This is a genomic window from Mycobacterium liflandii (genome assembly GCF_022354805.1).
GTDB lineage: Bacteria > Actinomycetota > Actinomycetes > Mycobacteriales > Mycobacteriaceae > Mycobacterium > Mycobacterium marinum.
The window spans coordinates 4,901,430-4,925,535 of record NZ_CP023138.1; the positions used below are offsets into that span (position 1 = coordinate 4,901,430).

The following is a 24,106-nucleotide window of genomic DNA, read 5'->3' on the forward strand; positions in this document are numbered from 1 at the left end:
CGTTGCGGTAAACGGCCGATTACTAGCCGGTGTTGTACGTGTGTCGAGGCTCACACAATAACCGATTTCTGGCCCAGGCGAAGAATTTTGGGGCGCGTCGCGTCACCCAATCTGATCTTGAATCCGGCTTGGATAGACTGACCTGCGCATTGCCTCCGTAGCTCAGGTGGATAGAGCAAGGGCCTTCTAATCCCTAGGTCGCACGTTCGAGTCGTGCCGGGGGCACCAACCAAGGTGTGTGACGTCGGCTGATGCTCGACGTTTTACCTTCGGTCGATGCCTGACGGTGGCTTCGGGCCAGTGCCCTCGCGGCCGGCGATTGGGCGGGGCAACGGACCCCCGGCCGCCACCTGCGCCTCCTGGCGTCTCCGTGCAACACCGGACGCGTGAGCGCGATCGGTGGCCAGACCTGGTTTCCGCAGCGTTTCGCGGATGAGCGTCGCACAATTTGGGCGCTCCGTTTCGGCCGCGATGTGCCAGCATCAAAACGTGAACGCACGCCAATTCACTCGTTTGCTGGGTGTCGGGCTCGCGACAATCTGCGCGGCCCTGCTGAGTGCCCCCCCTGATCATTGCCTCCGCGTCGGCCGCCGCCTGCCCCGATGCCGAAGTGACGTTCGCCCGCGGGACCGCCGAGCCACCCGGCGTCGGTGGGGTCGGACAGGCATTCATCGATTCCCTACGCTCCCAGCTTGGCCGCCGGTCCCTCGGGGTGTATGCCGTCAACTACCCCGCCACCGAAGATTGGCCCCCGTCCGCATCCGCGGGCGCCACCGATGCCAGCACTCACGTTGAGTCCATGGCGGCCAGCTGCCCCAATACCAAGCTGGTGCTCGGCGGATATTCCCAAGGCGCGATGGTGATAGACCTGATCACGATCGCTCGAGCCCCCGTTGCCGGCTTCATCCCCCAAACGCTATCGGCGGAGGTGGCTGATCACGTCGCCGCGGTCGCCGTCTTCGGGAATCCGACCGACAGATATCTTGGCGGGCCAATAAGCGAGATCAGCCCCTGGTATGGCCATAAAGCGATTGACTTGTGTGCGCCCAACGATCCGATTTGCACCCCCGGCGCCCTTGCGCTGCCTTCTCACGATGAGATGTTCTCCGCGGCACACCTGTCGTATGCGCAGTCCGGGATGCCCAGTCAGGCAGCGACTTTCGTGGTGAGCCAGCTCTAGCGCGCGAGTCGGGGGATCACTTGCCGGTGGGATCGCAGGGCTCCGGCGTTGTTGATTAGCAGGCTTGTGAGCTGGGGAATTGTGGATTGAGGAGGTCTAGGCGGCGGTTAGCGGTCAAAGCGGTGATCCGGCAGGCTTCGGCGATGTTGTCGGCGCCGTTGAGGCGGTGCAGATTGATCGCGGTGTTGCGTAGCGTTGCTAGGACCTGTGCGCCGTTTCCGGTATGTGCCCTTTGACGGTCTTCGTCGAAGGTGACGTCGCGTATCCAGTGCAGGCTGTTCTCGATTCCCCAGTGTTGACGCATCCAGGTCATGATCGCGGTAGGGCGGGCGTGCTCGAACGGCAGGCTGCAGATGGCATAGACCACCTCCACGCTGCGCTGGTCGGTGGCGGTGATCAAGCGTTCACGAGTGATCCGGATGATTTGTTTTGCGTAGGGGAAGCCGATTCCTCGTACAGCGGTGATGATTTGCAGGGTGCGGGTCTCGACACGGCCGTGGCCGCGGGAGTCGTCGGTAGCGGCTGCGGGCACCTCGGCCCAGGGCAGCGCGGTGATACGCGCAAGTATTTTGGCTTGGTTGGACTTGACGATCATCAGGTAGTGCGACTTCAAGGTGGCGCAGATCAACTTCGCGGTGACGACCTGGGTATGCATCGCATCCACGGTGACCAGCCACCGCAAGCTACCCGGCAGCAGCGTGAGCAGGGCACGTACGCAGGGAATTTCATTGCTTTTCTCGGCGACAGCGAGTTGACCGAGCACCAATCGGGCACGGTGGGCGAACACCGACACGAGATGCGTGGCTGTCGCTTTGGCGCGTAAAGCACCACGCAGCATCTTGCCGTCCAACGCGATCGGCACCAATCCACTGGGGTCGCTGCTGGCCACGTGTGCAGTGAAGTAACTGCCCATCCTGGCGTTGAGGTCGGCGGGGTCTAGCCGAGACAAAACAGCGCGGAAGGTCTTCTCACTGGGCCGCCGGAACCGGACCCCTAATTGGGCCAACACATCATCGGGAGCGGTGGCCGCCCATGTGGCAAAACCAGCATAGCCGCGCATCCCCGCGGCAGTGGCCAGAACCGCGATCGCCAACAAAGCCATCAGCGAATACCTCCGACCGCGTGGGTCCCTCGGGTCTGGCACCGAGGCCAACACATCGAGAAACTCCGATCCGATGAGCTCGCTGCGCTCACCAGGACTCCAGCGGTCGAACACCTCTGGAACCGACGACACAGGCAATACTGAAACGGTAGGCACGGGCAACTCCAGACCAACGACGAACAGTAACCAACTCGATCGTTCTCCAGATAGCCCGTGCCTACACTCCGGCCCCAATAGCGCGGCACCAAAGATCATCAACCCAGCTCACAAGCCTGCTAATCAACAACGCCGGAGCCCTGGGTGGGATCGGCACACCCGGCTAGATCATGGTGGCCACAGCGAACTCGGCGCCGACGCCGGCCAGGCGTGGCCGTGGAGCACACCGGAAAGCCAACGAGTACTCGGCTAACAATGCCGATTAAAGCAGCCGATCTCCGGCCCTCGAGGCAAAGTCAACTCCTCGGCGCAACCCGTCACCAAAAACGCGTACAAACTGATGAATACCGCTCCGAGCAGCCATTTAAGCAGCATTCGCAGGTTGCCTGTCGTCATCTTGACCTCATTGTTCAGCAATCCATTATCAGTGTCTTTTTCTGCACTTTCGTACTTACAGCAAACGACAGTTGCTACCGCCACCGCCCGGCACTTGGACCCGGTCAGCGTATACCAAGAGGAATGAAATAGGGCAGAATCCGACTTTTCTAATAACGGCCGCAACCAATGCATATCGGCGCGCCCGGATCGGCCCGAATTTAATGACGCGATCTAGAATTCAGCTCCAAAATAAAAACGCGATTGCCAATTGCCGGCGAAGCCAACGCCGGCGCCCACGAGCGCGGGGTGAGCGCGTCCGGCCCGGTCGGGTCGATGACTACCGCACGTTCGAGTTGTGTCGAGGGTCGTCGACCGCTCGGTGCGATCACGGCGCGCCGGGCGGGAGGAAGGGCAAGGCCGGCGCGCAACCGTGCCGACCCAGGGCGAGCAGTGCATCGACGTCAAGGTGACGTTCGACCAGATCGCCGAGCAGGTCCAGGCGGCGCTCGCGTGCCGCCGAGAACGAAGTGCCCGACCCAGTGAGCCCGAGCGTCTCGCGCAGGAAGGCCTCGCGCAGGGCATCCCCTTCGAGCGAACCGTGCCACATCGTCCCGAATACTTGTCCGTCACGCGCGCCGCCGAGGAACTGCTGAGCGGCGTCACCGGCGGTAATCCTGCCGTGATGTATCTCATAGCCCGAAGCGGTCACTCCGAGTCCCTGCCCGCGCGGCAAGCGCAGCACCTTCTCGGCGCCGAACGTGGTCTCCACGTCGAGCAAGCCCAAACCGTCGGCCTCGGCTACCGGCCCTTCCACACCGTCTGGGTCGCGAATCACCCGCCCCAGCATCTGGAACCCGCCGCAGATGCCGAGCAGCGGCTTGCCCGCCGCCACATGCGCCATCAGCGCACGGTCCAGGCCCCTCGCTCGTAGCCACGCCAGATCGGCGATCGTTGCACGGGTACCCGGGACCACGATCAGGTCGGCATCGCCCAGCCCTCGGGGGTCGGAAGCAAACACGACATCCAGGTCGGGTTCCAGACCCAGTGCGTCGACATCGGTGAAGTTGCTGATCCGTGGGAGGCGCACGACGGCCACCCGATGGGCCCCCGCGCTCGCCGCGCGCCGGCCGGTCAGGTCGAGGGCGTCCTCTGAGTCCAGCCAGAGGTCAGCGTGCCACGGCAGCGTGCCGAACACCTGTCTGCCCGTGACCCGCTCGAGGTCACGCAGACCTGGTGCCAGCAAGTCGAGGTCGCCACGGAACTTGTTGACGACAAACCCCGCGACCAGCGCCTGGTCCTCGGCAGACAGCAGCGCGATGGTTCCGAAGAATGCCGCGAACACCCCTCCGCGGTCGATGTCGCCGACGACGATGGTCGGCAGTTCCGCGTGACGGGCAAGCCCCATGTTGACGTAGTCGCCCGCACGGAGGTTGATTTCGGCTGGGCTGCCGGCACCTTCGGCGACGACGACGTCGTAGCGGGCCGCCAGGTCGTCGAAGGCTCGGTGCGCCGTATCGGCGAGAACCTGCCGGCCCTCGAACCAGTTGGACGACGCCAGTTCGCCCCAGGATCTGCCCATCAACACCACGTGGCTGCGGTGGTCACTCCCCGGCTTGAGCAAGACCGGATTCATGGCCGCCTCAGGTGTCGCGTTGGCCGCGAGCGCCTGCACCCATTGCGCGCGACCGATCTCCACACCCGCGCCACCCGGGCCTTGGCAGACCATCGAGTTGTTGGACATGTTCTGGGCCTTGAAGGGCGCCACCCTGACGCCGCGTCGGGCGAACGCACGACAAAGACCGGCGGTTAGGGTGCTCTTACCGGCGTCGCTGGTCGTACCGGCCACCAGCAAACCCGGCATCAGCCGTGCCTCGGTAGGTAGAGATCTATTGCCCAGCCCGCCTTCGCCTCGTGTTCGGGAAATCGTGGATCATCGACATTCGAAATCTGTTGCGATGCTGTTCCTTTAGGCGCTGACCGACACGGTGTCCGTATCCACACTAGAGCCTCGGCGGCGCCGCCATCAGGCGCCGGAGGGGATCTGGGGCCGGACCGGCTGGGCCTCCACCTTCCCGGGTCGGCGCCGGGAGCGCGGCGATGCCGGCAGCAATCGCCATGACGATAGCCGGGTTGATCGAAATAGATTGCGATCGTTGATCTTTGGTCGGCAGCCCGGCCACCGGTAACCATCCGGGGCGGCTCGTGGAGGTGCAGCGCCGGAGGTCGGCAACCCAGCCAGTGCCGAGTAAGACCGGCGCGGCAAATGGACTCGAGGGCTACCTCACCCAGCATCGACGCGAGACCAGCCACCGGAAGCCAGGGGCCATCCGAAGTGAATCCGTCAACGATCAGCCGACTCTGAACTCACGCGTCAGCACCAATTGGATGCCGCAGATCACCAGGGCTCCGGCGTTGTTGATTAGCAGGCTTGTGAGCTGGGTTGATGATCTTTGGTGCCGCGCTATTGGGGCCGGAGTGTAGGCACGGGCTATCTGGAGAACGATCGAGTTGGTTACTGTTCGTCGTTGGTCTGGAGTTGCCCGTGCCTACCGTTTCAGTATTGCCTGTGTCGTCGGTTCCAGAGGTGTTCGACCGCTGGAGTCCTGGTGAGCGCAGCGAGCTCATCGGATCGGAGTTTCTCGGTGTGTTGGCCTCGGTGCCAGACCCGAGGGACCCACGCGGTCGGAGGTATTCGCTGATGGCTTTGTTGGCGATCGCGGTTCTGGCCACTGCCGCGGGGATGCGCGGCTATGCTGGTTTTGCCACATGGGCGGCCACCGCTCCCGATGATGTGTTGGCCCAATTAGGGGTCCGGTTCCGGCGGCCCAGTGAGAAGACCTTCCGCGCTGTTTTGTCTCGGCTAGACCCCGCCGACCTCAACGCCAGGATGGGCAGTTACTTCACTGCACACGTGGCCAGCAGCGACCCCAGTGGATTGGTGCCGATCGCGTTGGACGGCAAGATGCTGCGTGGTGCTTTACGCGCCAAAGCGACAGCCACGCATCTCGTGTCGGTGTTCGCCCACCGTGCCCGATTGGTGCTCGGTCAACTCGCTGTCGCCGAGAAAAGCAATGAAATTCCCTGCGTACGTGCCCTGCTCACGCTGCTGCCGGGTAGCTTGCGGTGGCTGGTCACCGTGGATGCGATGCATACCCAGGTCGTCACCGCGAAGTTGATCTGCGCCACCTTGAAGTCGCACTACCTGATGATCGTCAAGTCCAACCAAGCCAAAATACTTGCGCGTATCACCGCGCTGCCCTGGGCCGAGGTGCCCGCAGCCGCTACCGACGACTCCCGCGGCCACGGCCGTGTCGAGACCCGCACCCTGCAAATCATCACCGCTGCACGAGGAATCGGCTTCCCCTACGCAAAACAAATCATCCGGATCACTCGTGAACGCTTGATCACCGCCACCGACCAGCGCAGCGTGGAGGTGGTCTATGCCATCTGCAGCCTGCCGTTCGAGCACGCCCACCCTACCGCGATCATGACCTGGATGCGTCAACACTGGGGAATCGAGAACAGCCTGCACTGGATACGCGACGTCACCTTCGACGAAGACCGTCAAAGGGCACATACCGGAAACGGCGCACAGGTCCTAGCAACGCTACGCAACACCGCGATCAATCTGCACCGCCTCAACGGCGCCGACAACATCGCCGAAGCCTGCCGGATCACCGCTTTGACCGCCAACCGCCGCCTAGACCTCCTCAATCCACAATTCCCCAGCTCACAAGCCTGCTAATCAACAACGCCGGAGCCCTGTTTTTGACCGGAACCTATCGGACAAGATTTTTGTTGGGAAGGTCGTGCACTTATGTATGCTGGGTCGCCGCGGCCCATCCGCAAGCTTTAACCAATGCTCGGAATCGGGCTGCATTCGTTCAACATTCCTGACGGAGTCAAAATGATGCTCAAGCTCAGTCGCCTTGGCGCTGCGATATTGGGTGGTGTCGCGGCGTTGATGTTTTCTACCGCGGTCGCCACCGCTGATCCGCCCGACCCACACCAGCCGGACATGACCAAGGGCTACTGCCCTGGCGGTCGATGGGGTTGGGGCGAATTGGCCGTGTGTGACGGCGAGAAATACCCGGACGGGTCGTTCTGGCACCAGTGGATGAGGACCTACATGACCGGCCCGCAGTTCTACTACGACTGCGTCGGTGGCGACGAACCACTCCCCGGCCCGCCGCCCCCCGGTGGCTGCGACGGAGCTATTCCACCCGCGGATGCTCCCCCACCCGCAAACTGACCGCGACCGGCTCGTTCACCTTGCTTTCTGCAAGGTGAATTAATTGACGTCGATGTAGCCGTCCCGAAATGGCTTGGAGCGCCGATGAGGCACCTCATATAGCGCTCTTAGCCCCCGTCGGACCGAATCTCGATGGCATCGTCTGGCCTCATCCATTCGAGGTCCATTTGAGGTCCATTTGAGGTCTATTCGGGCTTCCAAAGCCCGCCCCACAGGTCGAGGTTCACCGCAAGTTCTGATCATTGCGTGGAATCGGCTGTATTCATTAAATATTTCCAATGGAGTCAAAATGATGCTCAAGCTCAGTCGCCTTGGCGCTGCGATATTGGGTGGTGTCGCGGCGTTGATGTTTTCTACCGCGGTCGCCACCGCCGGTCCGCCCGACCCACACCAGCCGGACATGACCAAGGGCTACTGCCCTGGCGGTCGATGGGGTTGGGGCGAATTGGCCGTGTGTGACGGCGAGAAATACCCGGACGGGTCGTTCTGGCACCAGTGGATGAGGACCTACATGACCGGCCCGCAGTTCTACTACGACTGCGTCGGTGGCGACGAACCACTCCCCGGCCCGCCGCCCCCGGTGGCTGCGACGGAGCTATTCCACCCGCGGATGCTCCGCCGCCTGCGGATGCTCCCCCACCCGCAAACTGATCGCGACGACCAGCCAGTTCACCTTGCTTTCTGCAAGGTGAACTGGTTGACGTCGATGTAGCCCTCCTGGAACAGCTTGGAGCAGCCGGTGAGGTACCTCATATAGCGCTCATAGACCTCGTCGGACTGAATCTTGATGGCCTCGTCCTTACGAACTTCCAAGGCCTCAGCCCACAGGTCGAGGGTTTTCGCATAATGCAGCTGCAACGAGTGGCGCCGAGTCAGGGTGAAACCGGGCTTGACTGACTGCTCCTCCACCATCTCGATGGTGGGCGGATGGCCGCCGGGGAAGATCTCGGTTTGGATGAACTTGAGGAAGCGGGCCAGCCACAGGGTGAGCGGCAGACCGTTCTCGACCATCTGCGGCATCGTCAGCCCCGTGATCGTGTGCAGCAGCATCACCCCGTCGCTGGGCAGGATGTTGTGGGCCAGGGTGAAGAAGTCGTCGTAGCGGTCGTGACCGAAGTGCTCGAACGCGCCGATCGAGACGATGCGGTCGACGGGCTCGTCGAACTGCTCCCAGCCCTCCAGCAGCACCCGCCGGGTGCGTGCGGTGTCCAGCTGGTCGAACGATTTCTGCACGTGGGCGGCCTGGTTCTTGGACAGGGTGAGGCCGACGACGTTGACGTCGTATTTCTCGATCGCGCGGCGCATGGTGGCGCCCCAGCCGCAGCCGATATCGAGCAGTGTCATGCCGGGCTCCAAGCCCAGCTTGCCCAGCGCCAGGTCGATCTTGGCGATCTGTGCCTCTTCCAGCGTCATGTCATCGCGCTCGAAGTAGGCGCAGCTGTAGGTCTGGGTGGGATCCAGAAACAGCCGGAAGAAATCGTCGGATAGGTCGTAATGCGCCTGTACGTCATCGAAACGCGGCGCTAGATGTTTGGCCATGAAACTGGAGCCCTTTCGGCACGAAGACTGCCATTGTGTGCTGATGCGAAGCGCGACAATGCGCTCCTCAAGCCATGCTGGACACGAGCAATCCGCGACGGCGCGATACCACTACATGGCTTTGTCAGGAACCCACGTTACGGGCTCGTGAATCGGCAAGCCAAAAGCCCAGGCCATGGGGCTGGGCGGGTGTCGCAACGATGTTGGCGTGCGGTTTCGCGCCGGTACTAGGCTCCGGCTGCCGCCAGTGCGATCAACAGGGCACCGGAGGACAGAAGTGAGAAGAAAATCACCGGCCGCCGCCCGGGTGGATTGGCCCTACAGGTCCAACAGCGCGGTCTCCGGCGCCTCGATCAGACCGCGCAATTCACAGATGAACCGGGCGACTTGGGCGCCATCGGCGACGCGGTGGTCGAACACGCAGGTCAATGACATCGTCGGCCGCACAACAACCTCGTCACCGCGGACCACCGGCCGCGGCTTGATTGACCCCATGCCCAGGATGACGGCTTCGGGATGGTTGATCACCGGCACTCCGTCATCGACGCCCAGCGCCCCGTAGTTCGACACGGTGAACGTCGAACCGCGCAGCTGCCCGGGTGCAAGGGTGCCTTCGCGCGCACCGGTGATCAGCTCTGCCGCGCGGCAAACCAATTCACGCGTGGTCATGCGATGGGCATCGGCGATCACCGGCACCAACAGTCCGCGCTCGGTAGCTACACCGAAACCCAAGTGCACTCCCGGGTGCAGATGAACCTGCGGTCCTCCTGGCGAATCGACCCATGTCGAGTTGAGTATCTCGTTGTTCTTCAGAGCGATAACCAACATTCGCAGCGCCAGCGCGAACGGCGTCGCCGGCGGCACCGCCGCCCGGAACTGTTCGCTGAGCCTGAGCAGTTCGGTGCAGTCAACCTCGACGCTAGCTTTCGCAGCCGGGATTTCTTGGTGGGACAGGCTCATTTTCTCCGCCATGTGTGCCTGCACACCACGGACTTCCCGAACCCGCGCTGACGCTCCGGCGCCCTTCGCGGCGGCCAGTACATCGGCCCGGGTGATCACCGTGCTACCCCGCTGCAGCGAAGCGAGGTCAACCATGAGTTCCTTGGCCAGCTTGCGCACCGGCGGGGCCGCGCGCGGCCGGCCTGGGCGCCTGCTGGTGTCGATGGCCGCGTCGGCGCCGTAGCCCACCAGCGTCGGGACCGCGATCTCACCGTTGGTCGGGGCCGACAACTCCGGTGCCGTGTCGATGCGCACAAGTGCTGCGCCCACTTCGATGACATCGCCTTCGGCGCCACCGAGTTCAACGATGCGACCGGCGTAGGGGCTCGGGATCTCGACTTCGGCCTTGGCGGTCTCCACCGAACACAACACCTGATTGAGCTCGACATCATCACCAACCGCGACGGCCCAGCACGTCACAGTGACTTCCTCGAGGCCCTCACCAAGGTCGGGCACCTGGAAGCACTTCAGCCGGTCGCCGGTGCTCATGGCTGCCCCAGCACCCGTTCGACACAATCCAGCAGCCGGTCGGGCCCGGGCAGCCACAGCCGCTCCAATCGTGCCGGCGGATACGGAGTGTCAAATCCGCAGGCGCGCAATACCGGAGCCTCCAGTTCGTAGAACAACTCCTCCTGTATCCGGGCGGCCAGCCCGGCGCCGTAGCCCAGGCTGCGCGGCCCCTCGTGCAGCACCACACACCGTCCGGTCCGGCGGATCGAGGCGGCGATGGTTTCGAAGTCCAAGGGGATCAGCGACCTGAGGTCGATGACTTCTAGACTCCAACCCTGTTGGTGTGCAGCGTCTTCAGCGGCCGACAGTGCGGTCGAGACCAGGTTTCCGTAGGTGATGACGGTCACGTCGGCCCCGGCCCGGCGAATCATCGCTTGACCGATCGCAGGTTCCGGCCGGCTGGTGTCGACGGGTCCGCGAACCTGGTGCCGGCGCTTGGGCTCCAGATACATGACGGGATCTGGGCAGGCGATGGCGTGGCGCAACAGCCAGTAGGCATCGCCGGGGGTTGAGGGAACCACCACCTTCAAGCCCGCCGTGTGCGCCCAGTAGGACTCGGTGGAGTCCGAATGATGTTCCGCGGCGCCGATGCCGCCGAACGACGGGATCCGAACGGTTACCGCCATATTGACCTCGCCGCGGGTGCGGGTCCGGTACTTGGCCAGGTGACTGACCACTTGATCGAATGCCGGGTAGGAAAAGCCGTCGAACTGGATCTCGGGCACCGGCACGAAGCCGCGCAGCGCCAGCCCCACCGCGATGCCGATCAAAGCCGACTCGGCTAACGGGGTGTCAAAGCATCTGTGCTCACCAAAGGTTTCGGCCAATCCCTCAGTCACCCGGAAGACGCCGCCCGCAATCCCAACATCCTCGCCGAAGACCAGCACGCGATCGTCAGCCGCCATCGCGTCATGCAAGGCCTGGTTGAGCGCTTGCACCATGGTCAATGACTGCATGGTGCCCACCACCGGCGCGGCCGGAGCCGGGCCGGGACGGGCTGGCGGATCGGCGATCTGTGTCATGAACGGCTCCTCAGTCGATCCGGTCCAGTTCGGCCCGCAGCTGTTGGCGTTGCGTTTGCAGCCCGGGGGTGATCTCGGCGAATACGGTGGTGAACACGTCGTCGACGTCGAAGTCGGACGCGCCGAATACCGCTTCACGCAGTTCGGCGCGCAGCCGACCGGACCGTGCGGCAACGCGTTCTTCCAGACGCTGCGACCACAGCCCCTGGCCCTGCAAGTAGGAGCGGTAACGCGAGATCGGATCCAGCGCCAGCCAGTGATCCACCTCCTCCTGGCTTCGATATCGGCCCGGATCATCGGCCGTCGTGTGAGCGCCGACTCGGTAGGTCACCGCCTCGATCAGGGTTGGCCCGTCGCCGCGTCTGGCCCGGGCAGCGGCCTCGGCCGTCACGGCATAGCAGGCCAACACGTCATTGCCGTCCACTCGAATGCCTGGCATCCCATATCCAATTGCCTTGTGCGCAATCGAGGGTGCGGCCGTCTGCTTGGACACCGGAACTGAGATCGCCCACTGGTTGTTCTGCACGTAGAACACGCACCCGGCATCGAACACGGCCGCGAAGTTCAGCGCCTCGTGTACGTCTCCCTCACTGGTGGCGCCGTCGCCCAAAAACGCGACCGTCACCGAGTCCTCGGCCAAGCGCTGCGCGGCCATTGCCGCGCCGACGGCGTGTAGGGCCTGGGTACCTATCGGAACCGAGATCGGGGCACAGCATTTCTTGGTGAACTCCAGCCCGCCATGCCAGGTTCCGCGCCACGCCGCTCCGACGTGCCCCGGCGGAATGCCGCGCACCAGATAGGCGCCCAATTCGCGATATTGCGGGAACAACCAGTCCGTCTTGCGCAGACACGCTGTCGCGCCGACCTGCGCGGCCTCTTGACCACGGCAGGACGCGAACAGCGCCAATTCCCCCTGCCGCTTCAGATTGATGAACTCGGCGTCGAGCTCCCGGGTGACCACCATCATCTCGTAGAGCCAGCACAGCGTCTCTTCGGGAAGATCACGGCTGTAGCGGTGTTCGTCGGTGGGCTCGCCATCGGCGTTGACCAGCTGAACCGGCTCCAGGCCGACAGTCATCGGGATCCGAGGTCGATCTGCCATGCCGCCTCCTCAGCTCGAAGCCAAGGTCACGCCGTCAGACGATGCCGTCCTGCCGATCGTCGATCACCGACCAACCGCGTTGCATCCTTTGCCAGCGTCAGCGGCGCGGCACCCACAGCAAAACCCGAGCGGGAACCGCCGCGAGCCCAGAGCACATCGCCAGAGCCCCGATAGGCTCTGCTCGCCGCGACACCGACGCGCCATCCATTATGCCCTCGAACACGAAGACGCCGCGGCGATTGCGAGATCCGCGCAGCCGTGTCGCCCCAGCGGCGATCGCCGAGTATCACTGGGCGGGCCGCCGCACCGTCGAACGCGATTGGGGTGAAATCAGCAACCGTCACGCGGGGACGGATTCCCCGGCCCGCCGCAGCAGCATTTCCGCGTGCCTGAGCACCGGGGAGTCGACCATCTGCCCTTCGAACGCGAACACGCCCCGCTCGGTGCGTGCTACGACGAGCACACGCCGCGCCCAGGCCAGCTTCTCTTCGTCGGGGCGATACGCCTTGCGCACCACCTCGACCTGGCTGGGGTGGATGCACACCGTAACGTCGAAACCCACCGTTGCCGCATCGATCGCCTCGGCGTGCAGACCGTCGACATCGCCGATGTCCAGATGCACCGCGTCCAGCGCCAGCCGGCCAAACGCTGACGCCGCGAGCAGAATCGTCGAGCGCACCTGACGCGCCACATCGCGATAGGTGCCATCGCCGCGCCGGCTGGAGCTGCCGCCCAGAGTTGCGATCAGATCCTCGGCGCCCCACATCATGCCAACGGTGTTGTCGGCGGCCGCGATCTCCGCGGCGAAAAGCGCACCGCGCGCGGTCTCCACCAGCGCAATGACGTCGCGGGGCGCAAGTAGCGCCAACTGTGCGACCGACTCCGCCTTGGGCAGCATCACCGTCGTATAGGCAGTACCCGCCAAGGCCGCCAAGTCGCGGGCTTGTTCATCGGTATCGCCCGCGTTGATGCGCACGATGGTTCGCTCCGGATCCAGCGGGGTGTCCAGCAGCGCCTGGCGCGCGGCAGGTTTCTGCGCTTCGGCCACACCGTCCTCGAGGTCGAGGATCACCACGTCGGCGGCGGCTGCTGCCTTCGCGAAGCGTTCCGGGCGGTCCGCCGGGCAGAACAACCAGGCCGGACCAGCGGTACGCAGCTTCATTTCGCCTCCTCACTGGGCCTCTTCTGCACGAGCGTGGTCCGCACCGCCCGAGCAACGACATCGCCGTGCTGGTTGCGGCCGGTGTGTTCGAGGGTGACGATGCCTTCTCCGGGCCGGCTTTTCGACTCACGCTTGCCGGCACAGACCGTCTCGGCGTACAGGGTGTCGCCATGAAAGACCGGCTTGGGGAAAGACACCTCAGAGAAGCCGAGATTGGCCACAATGGTGCCCAGCGTCAGCTGGGCGACCGACAACCCCACCAGCGTTGACAGAGTGAACATCGAGTTCACCAGCCGCTCACCCCGGAAACCCGGCTGCTCGGCGGCCCAGGCCGCGTCCAGATGCAGCGACTGGGTGTTCATCGTCAGCGTGGTGAACAAGACGTTGTCCGCCTCGGTGACCGTACGGCCGGGCCGGTGCAGATATGTCGTACCGATCTCGAACTCTTCAAACCACAAGCCGCGCTGCACCACCGACTTGCCGGCGGGCTCCCGTTCGCTCACGACAGGCCCAGTGAACGGGCGATGAGCATCAACTGCACCTCGGTGGTGCCCTCGCCGATCTCAAGGATCTTGCTGTCACGATAGTGACGGGACACCGGGTACTCGTTCATGAAGCCGTAGCCGCCGTGGACCTGGGTCGCGTCGCGGGCATTGTCCATCGCAGCCTCCGAGGAGATCATCTTGGCGATCGCCGCCTCCTTCTTGAAGGGCTTGCCCGCCAACATCTTTGCGGCAGCCTCGTAGTACGCGGTGCGGGCCACGTGTGCCCGTGCTTCCATGCGCGCGATCTTGAAGCTGATCGCCTGATAGGAACCGATCGGCTGACCGAAGGACTGACGCTCCTTGGCATACTTGACGCTTTCGTCGACACAGCCCTGAGCGACACCTGTCGCCAACGCGGCGATCGCGATTCGGCCCTCGTCGAGGATGGATAGGAAATTCGCGTAGCCCTTGCCACGGATTCCAAGCAGATTCTCTTCCGGCACGCGCGCGTCATCGAAGCTCAGCGGGTGGGTGTCCGACGCGTTCCAGCCGACCTTGTTGTAGACCGGTTCCACGATGAGTCCCGGCGTGCCGCTGGGCACGATGATCGTCGAGATCTCCTTCTTGCCATCGGCGATGCTCCCCGTGACGGCGGTGATGGTGACCAATGAGGTGATGTCGGTGCCTGAGTTGGTGATGAACTGCTTACTGCCGTTGACGACCCATTCGCCGCCGTCGAGGCGTGCGGTGGTGCGGGTGCTGCCGGCGTCCGAGCCCGCGCCAGGTTCGGTGAGCCCGAAACCGGCCAGCGCACGCCCGGCCAGCAGATCCGGCAACCACTTGCTCTTCTGTTCCTCGTTGCCGAACCGGTAGATCGGCATGGCGCCCAGACCCACACCCGCTTCCAGGGTGATCGCCACCGACTGGTCAACCTTGCCGAGCTCCTCGAGCGCCAGGGCTAGCGCGAAGTAGTCCCCGCCCATTCCCCCGTATTCTTCGGGGAACGGCAGGCCGAACAACCCCATCTCGCCCATCTTGGCCACGACTTCGTAGGGAAAGCTATGTTCCTCATCGTGTTTGGCCGATACCGGCGCAACCACCGACCGCGCGAAGTCGGCCACCGTGTCGCGCAGATCCTGATATTCCTTGGGTAATGTTCCTGCGGAGATCGCTGTCGTCATGATCTTTCAATCCTTGCTCTCGGCTGAATCCTTGCTCTGGGCTTGTTCGGTGTCGGGGATCAACCGAGCCAACACCTGCTCGACCTTGACCTGATCGCCGACGGCCACAAGCACCTCCACTCGGCCTGAAATCGGCGCGACCAGTGGGTGTTCCATCTTCATTGCCTCGATGATCACCACCACGTCGCCCTCGGACACCGCGGTGCCGGACTCGGCCTGCACCGCGATCACATTGCCGGGCATCGGGCTGACGACTTCGGCGGGGCGCTCCCCCGCCGCACGGTGGATCTTGTGCTCCTCGGCCTCGCGAATGTGCCAGGTCCCGCGTACGTCGGCGATCCACAGGTGCCGCTCCGCCTCCGCCCATCGGTAGTCGCGACGCAGGCCATCCACCGTCACGCTCATCACACCGGGCGCGAGCTGCACACTCGCTAAAAGCATCTCGCCATCGCCGACCTGGACGTGGGCCCCCTCCGGCAGACCGAACACCGATACCGTCTCGGTCCGCAACGGGGTCTGCATCGCGGTGCGCACCGGTGCCGTTACCCCACCGACACGCCACCCACTGGGCGCGGCCCACAGACTGCCGGCGGCGCGGCGCGATAGCGCTTGTTGGACATACAGGCCGGCAGCGGCGAACACATCATCGGGTGCCGCCAACGGCACGAAATCGGCCAGGCGTTCGTCCAGCAACGCGGTGTCGAGGTCTCCCGCCCGCACCCGCTCGTCAGCCAGCAGAAAACGCAGGAACTCAACATTGGTCTGCACACCCAGGATCGCGGTGTGGGCCAGCGCCCGGTCAAGCCGCTCCAACGCCTGCTCACGGTTGGCTCCGTGCGCTATCACCTTGGAGAGCATCGGGTCGTAGTCGCTGCCCACCACGGTGTCGGCCAGCAGCGACGAGTCCACCCGGATACCTGTGCCGCTCGGTTCGGCCACCTGCAGCACCCGGCCACCGGTGGGCAGGAATCCCCGTGCGGGGTCCTCCGCGTACACCCGTGCCTCGATCGCGTGCCCATTTAGCTCGATGTCGTCTTGGGCAAACCCGAGCTTTTCACCGGCGGCCACCCGCAGCTGCCACTCGACCAGGTCTAGCCCGGTCACCGCCTCGGTGACCGGATGTTCCACCTGCAGTCGGGTGTTCATCTCCATGAAGAAGAACTCATCCGGGCGATCGCCCGACACGATGAATTCCACGGTGCCGGCTCCGACGTAGTCGACGCTGCGGGCGGTGTTACACGCCGCGGCTCCGATCCGCGCCCGGGTTGGGGCGTCCAGCAGTGGCGACGGCGCCTCCTCGATGACTTTCTGGTGGCGCCGTTGCAGGCTGCACTCGCGCTCGCCGAGGTGCACCACGTTGCCGTGCGTGTCGGCAAGCACCTGCACCTCGATGTGCCTGGGAAGCAACACGAACCGCTCCAGAAACAGGGTATCGTCACCGAACGCGGATGCCGCTTCCCGCCGCGCGCTGACCAGCGCCTCACGCAGCCGCGCCGGCTCCTCCACCATGCGCATGCCCTTGCCACCGCCACCGGCCGAGGGCTTGACCAGCACCGGGTATCCGACCTCGTCGGCTGCGGCGATCAGGTCATCGTCGGTCAGTCCGGGTCGCGCGATGCCCGGCACCACCGGAACGTCGAAGGCGCTGACCGCGTTCTTGGCGGCGATCTTGTCGCTCATCACCTCGATCGCGCCCGCGGGTGGCCCCAGGAAGACCACCCCGGCGCGATCACAAGCCGCGGCGAATTCGGCGTTCTCGGAAAGAAACCCGTAGCCCGGGTGGATCGCCTGGGCCCCGGTGCGTACCGCCGCATCGATCACCTCGCCGATGTCGAGGTAACTCTCCCGCGCCGCGGCGGGACCCAGCCGCACCGCGGTGTCGGCCTCGATCACGTGCCGGGCCCGGGCGTCGGCGTCGCTGTACACGGCAACCGAGCGGATCCCCAGCCGCCGCAAGGTGCGGATCACTCGCACCGCGATCTCGCCGCGGTTGGCCACTAAGACGGTGTCAAACATGAGTCACATCCGGAAGACGCCGTAGGAGACCGATTCCACGGGTGCGTGAGCACACACCGACAGAGCAAGTCCGACAACGGTTCTCGTGTCGGCCGGGTCGATGATGCCGTCATCCCACAGGCGTGCGGTCGAATAATAAGGATTGCCCTGGTTCTCGTACTGCTCCCGGATGTGCGCCTTGAACTGCTCTTCCTCGTCGGACGACCAAGGCTTGCCGGACGCGGAAAGTTGCTCGCCACGCACGGTGGCCAGCACCGAGGCGGCCTGCTCACCGCCCATCACCGAAATCCGCGCGTTCGGCCACATCCACATGAAGCGCGGCGAGTACGCCCGCCCACACATCGAATAGTTACCCGCCCCATAGGATCCGCCGATCACCACGGTCAGCTTCGGCACCCGGGCGCAGGCCACGGCGGTGACCATCTTTGCGCCGTGTTTGGCGATGCCCCCGCTTCATAGTCACGGCCGACCATGAAGCCCGCGATATTCTGCAGGAACAGCAGGGGGGTCTTGCGTTTGTCGCACAGCTCGATGAAGTGCGCTCCCTTGACCGCAGATTCGCTGAACAGGACGCCATTGTTGGCAATGATGCCGACCGGATGTCCGTGGATGCGCGCGAACCCCGTCACCAGCGACTTGCCGTAATTGGCTTTGAACTCGCTGAATTCGCCGCCGTCGATCAGCCGCACGATGACGTCGTGCACGTCGTAGGGCACCCGCGGATCCGGGGGCACGACGTCATAGAGCTCGGTCTGAGCGTGCTTGGGTTCAACGGATGGGCCGATCTCCCATTGCGCGGGTTCCAGTGGGCCGAAGGTGGCCGCGATCGCACGCACGATCCGCAGCGCGTCTTCGTCATCGTCGGCCAGATGATCGGTGACACCGGATACCCGCGAGTGCAGGTCGCCGCCGCCGAGTTCCTCGGCCGTGACGATCTCGCCGGTGGCCGTCTTGACCAGAGGTGGGCCGCCCAGAAAGATCGTGCCCTGCTCGCGGACAATGACGGCTTCGTCGCTCATCGCCGGCACGTAGGCGCCGCCGGCCGTGCACGAACCAAGTACCGCGGCCACTTGCGGAATCCCCTTGGCGCTCATGGTCGCCTGGTTGTAGAAGATCCGTCCGAAGTGTTCGCGGTCCGGGAAGACCTCATCCTGGTGGGGCAGGAATGCCCCGCCGGAGTCGACCAGGTAGATGCACGGCAGCAGGTTCTGCAGTGCGACTTCCTGAGCACGCAGGTGCTTTTTCACCGTCATCGGGTAGTAGGTGCCGCCCTTGACCGTCGCGTCGTTGGCGACGATGACGCACTCCCGCCCGGAGACCCGGCCGATCCCGGTAATGATCCCCGCGCCCGGAGATTCGTCGCCGTACATGCCGTTCGCCGCCAGCGCGGCCAACTCCAGAAAAGGGCTGCCCGGGTCCAGCAAGCGGTACACCCGCTCGCGCGGCAACAGCTTGCCGCGACCGACATGGCGTTCGCGGGCACGTTCATTGCCCCCAGGGCCGCAGCCGCAAGCTTGGTGTTCAATTCGGCGACCAGCCGGCGATGCTCGTCGGCAAATGATGGCGCGGCGATGGTTGTCACCGGGCGACCAGATCATCGAGGACAAGGGGCGGTTGGGTTTTCGCGACGACTTCCTCCGCCGAGACATCCGGTGCGGTCTCGATCAGGTGCAGGCCGTCGTGGCAAACGTCGATGACCGCGAGTTCGGTCACGATCCGGTTGACGCAACCCACCCCGGTCAGCGGCAACGTACATCTCTCCAGGATCTTCGGGCTGCCGTCCTTGGCGGCGTGCTCCATCATCACGATCACCTTGCGCGCGCCGTGCACCAAGTCCATCGCGCCGCCCATTCCTTTGACCATCTTGCCCGGGATCATCCAGTTGGCCAGATCGCCACTGACCGAAACCTGCATGGCTCCAAGCACCGCGACGTCCAAGTGGCCGCCCCGGATGATTCCGAACGAGGTGGACGAGCCGAAGAACGCCGCACCGGGCAGCGTGGTCACCGTCTCTTTGCCCGCATTGATCAGATCGGCGTCGAGTTCCTCGCGAATGGGATAGGGGCCGACACCCAGGATTCCGTTCTCCGAGTGCAGGACAACGGTGACGCCCTCGGGAATGTGGTTGGGGATTAGCGTGGGCATTCCGATACCGAGGTTGATGTACTGCCCGTCCTCGAATTCGGTGGCCACCCGTGCGGCCATGCCGTCTCTGCTCCAGCTCATCTGGCGCCGCTCCTCCTCATCGCTTCGCTCTGCATCGTCGCCAGCGGGTTCACGGCCGCACCGTCTCTTTCTCGATCCGCTTGATGGGATTGGGCACATGCACCACCCGCTGCACGAACACGCCCGGGGTGTGGACTGTGGCCGGGTCGATCTCGCCGGGCTCGACAAGATGCTCGACCTCAGCAATCGTGATCCGGCCCGCCGGAGCGCACTCGGGGTTGAAGTTCGCCGCAGAGTAGCGATACAGAAGATTGCCGTGCCGGTCCCCTTCCACGCATGAACCAGCGCGAAGTCGGTGCGGATCCCGCGCTCGAGAACGTAAGTAGCGCCATCGAATTCACGAGTCTCCTTGGGAGGCGACACCACCGCGACCGCGCCCGAGGCGTCGTAGCGCCAGGGCAGGCCGCCGTCGGCTATCTGGGTACCAACACCGGCCGGTGTGTAGAAACCTGGGATGCCCATACCACCGGCGCGCAACCGCTCCGCCAACGTGCCCTGCGGGGTCAGTTCCACCTCGAGTTCGCCGGAAAGGAACTGACGCGCGAACTCCTTGTTCTCCCCCACATAGGAGGAAACGGTTCGGCGAATTCTCTTGTGCTGCAATAACACGCCCAGCCCGACGCCGTCGACACCGCAATTGTTCGACACCGTCTCGAGGTCAGTGACACCACTATCTACCAGCGCCGCGATCAACGCTTCCGGAATGCCGCACAGGCCGAATCCCCCGACCGCCAGCGACGCCCCATCGGTTATGTCTGCCACCGCCTCCGCGACGGTGGCCACTACCTTGTCCATTGCCGCAGAGTCTCCTCGCTATCGACTCGGGCTGAGATTTTTTCAGTTAATCTTGATTAACCGAAGCTTGACAATACCACTGCCCCGCCCAGCACGCAAAGAGAGCGCGTACCCGCACGCTCAGTGCTGCCCACGGAGGTACTCGATCGCCTGTTGGCGCATTTCAACTTTGCGAACCTTGCCGGTCACAGTCATCGGGAACTCGTCACCGAGCCGCAAATATCGCGGGATCTTGAATTTGGCGATTTGGCCGGCGCAGTATTCGCGCAATAGGCCGGTGGTCAACTCTGGCGCCCCGGCACGCAGCTTAACCACCGCCATCAGCTCCTCGCCCATCCGCTCGTCGGGCACCCCGACAACGTGGGCGTCGACGATATCGGGATGAGAGTGGAGGAATTCCTCGATCTCACGCGGCGAAATGTTCTCCCCGCCTCGCACCACGATGTCCTTGATCCGGCCCGTGATCTGCACGTATCCGCATTCGTCCATCAGCGCCAGATCGCCGGTGTGCATCCAGCCCTCGGGGTCGATCACCTCCGCGGTCCGCTCCGGAGCCTTCCAGTACCCAGACATCACCGAGTAGCCCCGGGTACAGAACTCACCGGCGGTGCCGCGGGGCACGACCCGACCGGTCGCCGGGTCGACCACCTTGATCTCCAGGTGCGGACCCACCCCAGGGCTCCGGCGTTGTTGATTAGCAGGCTTGTGAGCTGGGGAATTGTGGATTGAGGAGGTCTAGGCGGCGGTTGGCGGTCAAAGCGGTGATCCGGCAGGCTTCGGCGATGTTGTCGGCGCCGTTGAGGCGGTGCAGATTGATCGCGGTGTTGCGTAGCGTTGCTAGGACCTGTGCGCCGTTTCCGGTATGTGCCCTTTGACGGTCTTCGTCGAAGGTGACGTCGGGTATCCAGTGCAGGCTGTTCTCGATTCCCCAGTGTTGACGCATCCAGGTCATGATCGCGGTAGGGCGGGCGTGCTCGAACGGCAGGCTGCAGATGGCATAGACCACCTCCACGCTGCGCTGGTCGGTGGCGGTGATCAAGCGTTCACGAGTGATCCGGATGATTTGTTTTGCGTAGGGGAAGCCGATTCCTCGTGCAGCGGTGATGATTTGCAGGGTGCGGGTCTCGACACGGCCGTGGCCGCGGGAGTCGTCGGTAGCGGCTGTGGGCACCTCGGCCCAGGGCAGCGCGGTGATACGCGCAAGTATTTTGGCTTGGTTGGACTTGACGATCATCAGGTAGTGCGACTTCAAGGTGGCGCAGATCAACTTCGCGGTGACGACCTGGGTATGCATCGCATCCACGGTGACCAGCCACCGCAAGCTACCCGGCAGCAGCGTGAGCAGGGCACGTACGCAGGGAATTTCATTGCTTTTCTCGGCGACAGCGAGTTGACCGAGCACCAATCGGGCACGGTGGGTGAACACCGACACGAGATGCGTGGCTGTCGCTTTGGCGCGTAAAGCACCACGCAGCATCTTGCCGTCCAACGCGATCGGCACCAATCCACTGGGGTCGCTGCTGGCCACGTGTGCAGTGAAGTAACTGCCCATCCTGGCGTTGAGGTCGGCGGGGTCTAGCCGAGACAAAACAGCGCGGAAGGTCTTCTCACTGGGCCGCCGGAACCGGACCCCTAATTAGGCCAACACATCATCGGGAGCGGTGGCCGCCCATGTGGCAAAACCAGCATAGCCGCGCATCCCCGCGGCAGTGGCCAGAACCGCGATCGCCAACAAAGCCATCAGCGAATACCTCCGACCGCGTGGGTCCCTCGGGTCTGGCACCGAGGCCAACACATCGAGAAACTCCGATCCGATGAGCTCGCTGCGCTCACCAGGACTCCAGCGGTCGAACACCTCTGGAACCGACGACACAGGCAATACTGAAACGGTAGGCACGGGCAACTCCAGACCAACGACGAACAGTAACCAACTCGATCGTTCTCCAGATAGCCCGTGCCTACACTCCGGCCCCAATAGCGCGGCACCAAAGATCATCAACCCAGCTCACAAGCCTGCTAATCAACAACGCCGGAGCCCTGGGACCCACCCGCCCCACCGTCGTGACGCGTCGCTGAAGGGAATCGTTGCTGCGAGTCTGGGTCGCCACCGGCGATGTCTCGGTCATGCCGTAACAGATGGAGATCCCGGCCATGTGCATCTGGTCGATCACTTTGCGCATCACCTCGACCGGGCAGGTCGAGCCCGCCATGATGCCGGTACGCAGGCTGCTCAGGTCATAAGTCGCGAAGTCCGCCAGTCCGAGCTCGGCGATGAACATCGTCGGGACGCCGTACAGGCTGGTGCACCGTTCGTCCTGCACGGCCCGCAAAGTCGCGGCCGGGTCGAACCCAGGTGCCGGAATCACCATGCAGGCGCCGTGGCCGGTAGCCGCCAGATTGCCCATCACCATGCCAAAGCAGTGGTAGAACGGCACCGGGATACAGATGCGATCCTCGGCGGTGTATTCGATCAGTTCACCCACCAAATAGCCGTTGTTGAGGATATTTCGATGGCTCAGCGTGACACCTTTGGGAAAGCCCGTTGTGCCAGAGGTGTATTGGATGTTGATGGGATCGTCGGCGCTGAGTGTGGTGGCAATCTCCTGCAGCGCAACCAAATCGGCACCGGATCCGGCCAGCTTCGCCCAGCCATCGCCGTCTAAGAACACGACATCGTGCAGTTCGGGACACCCCGGCGCTACCTCCGCGAGGATCGCCGCGTAGTCCGACCCCTTGAAACCCGAAGCGGCGATCACCATCGCGACGCCGGATTGGCGCAATGCATACTCCAACTCGCGCGCCTGGTAGGCAGGATTGATCGTGACCAGGATGGCTCCGATTTCAGCGGTCGCGTATTGGACCAGCACCCACTCCCAGCGGTTTGGCGCCCAGATCCCGACCCGATCGCCACGGCCGATCCCCGCCCTCACCAAGCCCGTCGCCAATTGGCGCACGTCGGTTAGAAGCTGGGCGTAGCTGCACCGACGGCCCGAACGGACATCGACGAGGGCGTCGCGGCTTTCACACTGGGACGCGGTAGCGGCGAGATTTGCGCCGATGGTCATCTCGAGTAGGGCGGGCGCGATGGGACCACGGTCATAGGAGAGCTGATTTTGGTCTGCGGCAGCGGTGGTTGCCACGGCTCCTCCGTCTATTTGCATCACGCGGAGTTAATATCGACTAACTCGTGTTACGTTAGTGACGATTAACCGAAGTGTCCAGGACGAGTTGGACGGAGGCCGTCATGGCAGCGTCCGCCCCGGATGAGCAGACCGCGACCCCGAATCGTCGCAGCCAGCAAAAGTCCGATCGGCGTTTGCAGCTGTTATCGGCGGCCGAGCGACTGTTCGCCGAGCGCGGCTTTCTGGCCGTACGACTCGAAGACATCGGCGCCGCGGCCGGCATCAGCGGTCCTGCGATCTACCGGCACTTCCCCAACAAAGAGTCACTACTGGTCGAGTTGCTAGTCGGAATCAGCTCCCGGCTTCTCGCCGGTGCCCGTCAGGTGACCACCAACAGCAATGACGCTGCCGCCGCTCTGGACGGTTTGATCGATTTCCATCTCGACTTCGCCTTGGGCGAACCGGACCTCATCCGGATCCAGGACCGCGACCTCGGGCACCTGCCCGCGGCGGCCGAACGCCAGGTGCGCAAAGCCCAGCGGCAGTACGTGGAGATCTGGGTGGGCGTGCTGCGCCAACTGGATCCCGGCCTGGCCGAAGCCGACGCCCGGCTGATGGCGCATGCCGCGTTCGGCTTGCTCAATTCCACGCCACACAGCATGAAATCAGCCGATACCAAGTCGGCGTGTGCACCCCATTCCCGCGCCGTGATGCGGGCGATGACCGTCGCCGCGCTAACGGTCGACGTGGGAGCCTAACGCCGGCCGCGCCGCGCAGCCACAATCGCCTTCACATCACGGGCCGCGCTGAGCGCGCGCTCGGCATCGGCACCTAAGCTCTTGGCGGAGTCGTGGTGAGCTAGGGAGACAATGCCGCAGC

Annotated in this window: 15 protein-coding genes, 1 tRNA gene and 5 pseudogenes; 5 read left to right on the plus strand and 16 right to left on the minus strand. The window is 64.0% G+C overall.

The features are described from left to right. Positions 1 to 151 precede the first annotated feature (151 nt). Positions 152 to 228 (plus strand) — tRNA-Arg (locus tag CKW46_RS21725). Between the two features lie 328 nt (positions 229 to 556). After that, complete coding sequence (locus tag CKW46_RS21730; RefSeq protein WP_117437525.1) at positions 557 to 1,180, plus strand: cutinase family protein; 624 nt, start codon at positions 557 to 559, stop codon at positions 1,178 to 1,180. 55 nt (positions 1,181 to 1,235) lie between these two features. Here CKW46_RS21730 and CKW46_RS21735 read toward each other — a convergent pair whose 3' ends face one another. Continuing rightward, positions 1,236 to 2,438 carry an ISAs1-like element IS2404/ISMul1 family transposase gene (locus CKW46_RS21735; protein ID WP_420891825.1) on the minus strand — a complete coding sequence of 401 codons (1,203 nt, stop codon included), beginning with the start codon at positions 2,436 to 2,438 and terminating at the stop codon, positions 1,236 to 1,238. A gap of 763 nt (positions 2,439 to 3,201) precedes the next feature. Continuing rightward, positions 3,202 to 4,677 carry a cobyric acid synthase gene (locus CKW46_RS21740; RefSeq protein ID WP_482052388.1) on the minus strand — a complete coding sequence of 492 codons (1,476 nt, stop codon included), beginning with the start codon at positions 4,675 to 4,677 and terminating at the stop codon, positions 3,202 to 3,204. 681 nt (positions 4,678 to 5,358) lie between these two features. Here CKW46_RS21740 and CKW46_RS21745 point away from each other — a divergent pair. Both CKW46_RS21745 and CKW46_RS21750 read left to right on the plus strand, forming a co-directional pair. Next, on the plus strand, positions 5,359 to 6,561 hold the full coding sequence (locus tag CKW46_RS21745; protein ID WP_499019320.1) for an ISAs1-like element IS2404/ISMul1 family transposase: 1,203 nt from the start codon (positions 5,359 to 5,361) through the stop codon (positions 6,559 to 6,561). Positions 6,562 to 6,723: 162 nt separating this feature from the next. After that, the gene (locus tag CKW46_RS21750; protein ID WP_012395440.1) at positions 6,724 to 7,068 is read left to right on the plus strand and encodes a hypothetical protein; all 345 of its coding nucleotides are present in this window, start codon (positions 6,724 to 6,726) and stop codon (positions 7,066 to 7,068) included. 669 nt (positions 7,069 to 7,737) lie between these two features. Here the strand turns inward: CKW46_RS21750 and mmaA2 are convergent. From mmaA2 to CKW46_RS21820, 14 genes and pseudogenes are all read right to left on the minus strand, one after another. Further along, positions 7,738 to 8,607: a cyclopropane mycolic acid synthase MmaA2 gene (gene mmaA2, locus CKW46_RS21755; RefSeq protein ID WP_015356584.1), complete on the minus strand. Its 870-nt coding sequence runs from the start codon at positions 8,605 to 8,607 to the stop codon at positions 7,738 to 7,740. 318 nt (positions 8,608 to 8,925) lie between these two features. Further along, on the minus strand, positions 8,926 to 10,095 hold the full coding sequence (locus tag CKW46_RS21760; RefSeq protein ID WP_482052389.1) for a dihydrolipoamide acetyltransferase family protein: 1,170 nt from the start codon (positions 10,093 to 10,095) through the stop codon (positions 8,926 to 8,928). Next, complete coding sequence (bkdB, locus tag CKW46_RS21765; protein WP_482052390.1) at positions 10,092 to 11,138, minus strand: 3-methyl-2-oxobutanoate dehydrogenase subunit beta; 1,047 nt, start codon at positions 11,136 to 11,138, stop codon at positions 10,092 to 10,094. The genes CKW46_RS21760 and bkdB overlap by 4 nt, the downstream gene beginning before the upstream one ends. 10 nt (positions 11,139 to 11,148) lie before the next feature. Then, entirely contained in the window at positions 11,149 to 12,240 is a 1,092-nt protein-coding gene (pdhA, locus tag CKW46_RS21770; RefSeq protein ID WP_020786686.1) for a pyruvate dehydrogenase (acetyl-transferring) E1 component subunit alpha, read from the minus strand. A 340-nt stretch (positions 12,241 to 12,580) separates the two neighbouring features. Continuing rightward, positions 12,581 to 13,402 (minus strand): HpcH/HpaI aldolase/citrate lyase family protein, encoded by an 822-nt coding sequence (locus CKW46_RS21775; RefSeq protein WP_117436430.1) that lies wholly within the window; start codon positions 13,400 to 13,402, stop codon positions 12,581 to 12,583. Continuing rightward, positions 13,399 to 13,905, minus strand: coding sequence for a MaoC family dehydratase (locus tag CKW46_RS21780; RefSeq protein ID WP_011741488.1), 507 nt, complete (start codon positions 13,903 to 13,905; stop codon positions 13,399 to 13,401). The genes CKW46_RS21775 and CKW46_RS21780 overlap by 4 nt, the downstream gene beginning before the upstream one ends. Beyond that, positions 13,902 to 15,068, minus strand: coding sequence for an acyl-CoA dehydrogenase family protein (locus CKW46_RS21785; RefSeq protein ID WP_117436429.1), 1,167 nt, complete (start codon positions 15,066 to 15,068; stop codon positions 13,902 to 13,904). Before CKW46_RS21785 ends, CKW46_RS21780 begins: the two co-directional genes overlap by 4 nt. A 6-nt stretch (positions 15,069 to 15,074) precedes the next feature. After that, positions 15,075 to 17,084, minus strand: a complete 2,010-nt coding sequence (locus CKW46_RS21790) for an acetyl-CoA carboxylase biotin carboxylase subunit (protein WP_482052391.1) — start codon at positions 17,082 to 17,084, stop codon at positions 15,075 to 15,077. A gap of 3 nt (positions 17,085 to 17,087) precedes the next feature. Beyond that, a pseudogene (locus CKW46_RS21795) lies at positions 17,088 to 18,666 on the minus strand (carboxyl transferase domain-containing protein). After that, the gene (locus CKW46_RS21800) at positions 18,663 to 19,310 is read right to left on the minus strand and encodes a CoA transferase subunit B (RefSeq protein WP_012395450.1); all 648 of its coding nucleotides are present in this window, start codon (positions 19,308 to 19,310) and stop codon (positions 18,663 to 18,665) included. Before CKW46_RS21800 ends, CKW46_RS21795 begins: the two are co-directional and overlap by 4 nt. Before the next feature lie 49 nt (positions 19,311 to 19,359). Next, a pseudogene (locus tag CKW46_RS21805) lies at positions 19,360 to 20,105 on the minus strand (CoA transferase subunit A). Between the two features lie 120 nt (positions 20,106 to 20,225). After that, positions 20,226 to 20,777 (minus strand): annotated as a pseudogene (locus CKW46_RS21810) (AMP-binding enzyme); the annotation flags it as partial. A 22-nt stretch (positions 20,778 to 20,799) separates the two neighbouring features. Next, a pseudogene (locus CKW46_RS21815) lies at positions 20,800 to 22,002 on the minus strand (ISAs1-like element IS2404/ISMul1 family transposase). A gap of 142 nt (positions 22,003 to 22,144) precedes the next feature. Continuing rightward, positions 22,145 to 23,266 (minus strand): annotated as a pseudogene (locus CKW46_RS21820) (AMP-binding protein); the annotation flags it as partial. 83 nt (positions 23,267 to 23,349) lie between these two features. Between CKW46_RS21820 and CKW46_RS21825 the strand changes: the two are divergent. Then, on the plus strand, positions 23,350 to 23,985 hold the full coding sequence (locus tag CKW46_RS21825) for an SACE_7040 family transcriptional regulator (RefSeq protein WP_012395453.1): 636 nt from the start codon (positions 23,350 to 23,352) through the stop codon (positions 23,983 to 23,985). Positions 23,986 to 24,106 lie beyond the last annotated feature (121 nt).

Bases quoted from the DNA above. Each gene is read 5' to 3' on its own strand.
- CKW46_RS21740 (WP_482052388.1), bottom strand. From the start codon at position 4,677: ATGCCGGGTTTGCTGGTGGCCGGTACGACCAGCGACGCCGGTAAGAGC.
- CKW46_RS21750 (WP_012395440.1), top strand. From the start codon at position 6,724: ATGATGCTCAAGCTCAGTCGCCTTGGCGCTGCGATATTGGGTGGTGTC.
- mmaA2 (WP_015356584.1), bottom strand. From the start codon at position 8,607: ATGGCCAAACATCTAGCGCCGCGTTTCGATGACGTACAGGCGCATTAC.
- CKW46_RS21760 (WP_482052389.1), bottom strand. From the start codon at position 10,095: ATGAGCACCGGCGACCGGCTGAAGTGCTTCCAGGTGCCCGACCTTGGT.
- bkdB (WP_482052390.1), bottom strand. From the start codon at position 11,138: ATGACACAGATCGCCGATCCGCCAGCCCGTCCCGGCCCGGCTCCGGCC.
- pdhA (WP_020786686.1), bottom strand. From the start codon at position 12,240: ATGGCAGATCGACCTCGGATCCCGATGACTGTCGGCCTGGAGCCGGTT.
- CKW46_RS21775 (WP_117436430.1), bottom strand. From the start codon at position 13,402: ATGAAGCTGCGTACCGCTGGTCCGGCCTGGTTGTTCTGCCCGGCGGAC.
- CKW46_RS21785 (WP_117436429.1), bottom strand. From the start codon at position 15,068: ATGACGACAGCGATCTCCGCAGGAACATTACCCAAGGAATATCAGGAT.
- CKW46_RS21790 (WP_482052391.1), bottom strand. From the start codon at position 17,084: ATGTTTGACACCGTCTTAGTGGCCAACCGCGGCGAGATCGCGGTGCGA.
- CKW46_RS21800 (WP_012395450.1), bottom strand. From the start codon at position 19,310: ATGAGCTGGAGCAGAGACGGCATGGCCGCACGGGTGGCCACCGAATTC.
- CKW46_RS21825 (WP_012395453.1), top strand. From the start codon at position 23,350: ATGGCAGCGTCCGCCCCGGATGAGCAGACCGCGACCCCGAATCGTCGC.